We start from the raw sequence: 3,891 nt of genomic DNA, 5'->3' as shown, positions 1-3,891 counted from the left end.
CCAAATTATCATTACAGTCTGTAACAGGCTGCGAAATGGGCCTTTCAGCTGCGTTGAAGGACAAATCACCTGCTCAACGTACCAACGTACGTCTGTGCGGCCATTTGCCCTTCGCCTTGCTGAAAAACAAATTTCTTGGTGAGAAATCCAGGCTATAAGGTATTGAAAAAAAGTTGATCTGTCACTCCCCTCACATGAAGGCGGAACCGGACAGATCGTTTATGGGTATGTCCCGTGGAACAGTACCAACGTAATGATCAACAATCTACAGACCAGCCATGCTATGCGGGTCGTTCTTTCTGCTCCTCCCGGCTTTCGATCTTTTTGATAAGTGAGCTCCATTTGGCATCCGGGTTGATCTGGCCCTCGGCAAGGTCACTCAGCCCATAATCGGCCTGCCGTTCCTCACCTAATGATTTCAGCAGGAGTTCGGCCACCTCATGTCGTTCCAGCGCCTTGGCATAAGCTATCGCCGTGCCGTACCCGGCAATTTCGTAATGGTTGATATGCTGGATGGCTGTAATCAGGGCGGCATCACACACCTCGGGGTTTTGGCAGCGTGCATGTAGTTTGTAAGCCTCCGAAATCAGCCCCTTGATGCCGTCGCAGTGTTCTCCCTCCGGCTGTTCCTGCAGAATGTTGAAGATACTGTCCAGCCGCACGAGCTGTCGTTTGGTCTCCCCTTCGTGCCATTCAATAATCTCGCGCAGTTCAAATGAGAACGCCTTCTTGTTAAAGGTGGGCAGGGCTTCAAGTTGTTGTTGCTCGCCGTCATACAGGTCGCGAAGCTGCTCTAGCATTAGATCGTAGAGGTCAAAAATTTCCGTTTCTTTTTCTTTAGCCATGACTTCAGTCCTTGTGAGGTGAAAAATAGAGGATACTACCACCTGGTATTCCCCTTTTGCTTGTACCGTGTTATGTTACGGAGAACTCCATATATTGCACGCTGGTATAGTCCGTATTTAGATTTTTTTATCTGCTTCTCTACAAGTATGGTAAGGGTCGGCAGGGCAGGCAGGGAAGAGAGGAAGCGGCATTGTAAAAGTGGGGGAAAAGAGTACAACCCTGTGGGGAAAATTCGGGCATAAAATTTTATTTATATGGGGAAGTGTGAATAATTACTTTTATTGAATATAATTGAGAGGGGACGACCATTTGATGCTTACACTTGTGCTTATGGATGACGAAAAAAACAGTTCCAGCTATAAGATGAGGGGCAGCGACTGCCAGCGTATCCTCAATGCCCTGCCTCGTTTGGCCATGCTTATCGATCTCGACGGGCGCATACGGTTTTGGAATGAGGGCGGAGAGCATGTATTTGGCTACACGCCCGCAGAGGCGGAAGGGCAGTATGTGTGGTTCCTGTACCCGGATCGCAATGAAGCTATCTTCCGGGAAGAGCTCATTCGGTTGAAGAGGGGAGAGAGCATCGATGGCACCTTCAGGGGGCGCCACAAAGATGGATCCCGGATATGGGTGGATGTAAAGCGCCATATATTGACGATGGGCGACGGAGAAGAGCTGATCCTGGGCACCGCAAGCGATATCACGGAGGCGGTGGAGACCAAAAGGGATTTTGCCCGAAACGAGAGAAAGATGCAATCGATCCTGGATACTGCTGTTGAAGGCATTATCACGATTGATGAGACGGCAACCATCGAAAGTTTTAACAAGGCCGCGGAAAAAATTTTTGGATACTCAGCGGCGGAGGTGATCGGCAAAAATGTGAAGATACTGATGCCGTCGCCCTATCGCGAAGAGCACGATCAGTATATGCAAAACTACCTGGAGACCGGGGAGAAGAGAATCATAGGAATCGGCCGGGAGGTGAGGGGCAAGCGAAAAAATGGCGATATTTTCCCGATGAGCCTGGCCGTAAGCGAGGTAAAGGTTGACGGGGAGACGATATTTACCGGCATCGTGCGTGATATCAGCAGCCGGCGCCGGCTCGAGAATGAGATACTGCAGATCAGCGAAGAGGAACGCCGGAAAATTGGCCAGGAATTGCATGACGGGCTGGGCCAGATGCTGACCGGGATAGGACTGATCGCCCAGAATCTGGCAAACAAGCTGAAGTCGAATGAACTGCCCGGGGCCGAGGATGTGCAGGAGATTGCCGATATGGTTCGGGAGGCCGATCAGCAGGCGCGGTCGCTCTCTCATGGACTGGTACACATGGAAATTGAAGAAGAGGGGCTGGAGGTTGCCCTGAAACAACTCTGCCGGCGGGCCCGCCGGCTCTTCAACATAGAGTGCCACCTGAACCTCGACTCCATGCCGGCCGTAGAGGACAAGGTCGCGATCCTTCATCTGTACAGGATTGTGCAGGAGGCGATCAGCAACGCGGTCAAACACGGGTATGCCACCATTGTAAACGTGCAGGTTCAGATGGAAAAGCGGTACCTGGAACTCAGGGTTTTGGACAACGGGGTCGGGTTTTCCAATACCAAAGACAGCAGTAAGGAGAAGGGAATCGGCGTCAATACCATGATATACCGGGCCAATATGCTGGGGGGATACCTGAATATCGGTGAAAACAGCGAGGGACAGACCGTTGTGAACTGCCGGTTCCCGCTCAGTGAATTTGAAAACTCCAACAAACAGGACTAACACCATGTCGAACGGATATAAACGGAAAGTAATCATAGTTGATGATCATCCGATGATGCGGAAAGGGCTGGCACAAACCCTGGATAACGAGCTGGAATTTGATGTTGTGGCCCAGTTTGACCGGGCGGAAGAGGCGATTCAGAAGTTCGAGGAGCTGTCGCCTGACCTTATGATCGTGGATATCTCGTTGCCCGGCATGAGTGGCCTGGAGCTCGTCAAACACCTGACCGCCCGGGATGAAGAGGTGAAGATTTTGGTGGTCTCCCGCCACGATGAAACGCTTTACGCCGAGCGGGTGATTCGCGCGGGGGCCAAGGGATACGTCATGAAGCTGGAGGCCGGAGAGGTGTTGGTCAAAGCCCTTCGAAAGATTATGAAAGGAGGCATATATGTGAGCAGCGAAGTAAGCGAGAAGCTGCTGATGGGCATGGCTCGTGGCCAGAAAGATATGAACGAGTCACCGATCGATCAGCTGAGCGACCGCGAGCTGGAGGTATTTGAACTGACCGGCAAGGGGAACAGTACCCGCGAAATAGCCGAAAAACTGCATCTTTCGATAAAGACCGTGGAGTCGTATCGCGCCCGTATCAAAACCAAGCTAAACCTCGAGAACGCCACCGAACTGATGGTTCACGCCGTCAAATGGGCAGAAAGCGAAGACGCCGACCTGTAATCCCTTTCCCGGAAAGGCTTTGGCATCGACGGGGGCCGTCCCATCGTGCGTATAAATCATGCAGGTCACATTCTGATCCGAATATGGTAGCAGGAGACGATTTCCCCAACCGAGGTGTCCCTTTTGGCTTGACCCAAAAGGAACCAAAAACTCAAGGCGATGAATGGGCCAAACGCTACAGCCTCAGCAGGCGTGGATGTTGATGGTCCGTTGCGCCGGCTGCCCGCTATCAAAGTCCTCACCGGTGCAACATCCACAAACGCCTGCTTCGGCCTCCGCACCCCATTCAAGGCCGGGAAAGACCAGGTTGTATATTTTGTAGCTCGCTCCCTCGTCAGACAGAACTTCTTCCGGTTTCGGAATAATTGCTTGACACGTTAATACGATCTCCCCTTCGAAATTCATCATTTTTAATTCTTCATTCATAATTCCAGCCGCCTTCCGGCCTTGGATTTATGAGCCGCCCGGGACAAGCGCAGCGGCGGCGCGGGTTAGTTATTTGTTACCGGTTATTAGTATTGGATTGTTGACAATATGGTAGCAAGCAGCCCTCGGGGTCTGGGGAATGGCGGCACGCAAAAGGGGAGAGGCGGCCGGCGCTTGAAAGC

At 51.9% G+C, this 3,891-nt stretch carries 4 protein-coding genes; 2 read left to right on the top strand and 2 right to left on the bottom strand.

Translation table 11 applies throughout. The features are described from left to right. Positions 1-281 precede the first annotated feature (281 nt). Positions 282-845 (bottom strand): ferritin-like domain-containing protein, encoded by a 564-nt coding sequence (locus ACG2F4_RS19100; RefSeq protein WP_395262542.1) that lies wholly within the window; start codon positions 843-845, stop codon positions 282-284. 331 nt (positions 846-1,176) lie between these two features. On the opposite strand from ACG2F4_RS19100, the gene ACG2F4_RS19095 reads away from it, so the two are divergent. Next, a complete protein-coding gene (locus ACG2F4_RS19095; protein ID WP_395262541.1) occupies positions 1,177-2,610 on the top strand; it encodes a PAS domain S-box protein in 1,434 nt (477 codons plus the stop codon). A 4-nt stretch (positions 2,611-2,614) separates the two neighbouring features. Further along, positions 2,615-3,283 carry a response regulator gene (locus tag ACG2F4_RS19090; RefSeq protein WP_395262540.1) on the top strand — a complete coding sequence of 223 codons (669 nt, stop codon included), beginning with the start codon at positions 2,615-2,617 and terminating at the stop codon, positions 3,281-3,283. Between the two features lie 183 nt (positions 3,284-3,466). Here the strand turns inward: ACG2F4_RS19090 and ACG2F4_RS19085 are convergent, their stop codons facing one another. Next, a complete protein-coding gene (locus ACG2F4_RS19085) occupies positions 3,467-3,709 on the bottom strand; it encodes a hypothetical protein (RefSeq protein WP_395262539.1) in 243 nt (80 codons plus the stop codon). Positions 3,710-3,891 lie beyond the last annotated feature (182 nt).

It is taken from the genome of Halalkalibaculum sp. DA3122, from assembly GCF_043951865.1.
Lineage (GTDB): Bacteria > Bacteroidota > Rhodothermia > Balneolales > Balneolaceae > JAMQKA01.
Note: the sequence above shows the minus strand (reverse complement) of the source record. Positions and strands in the feature narration are given on the sequence as shown.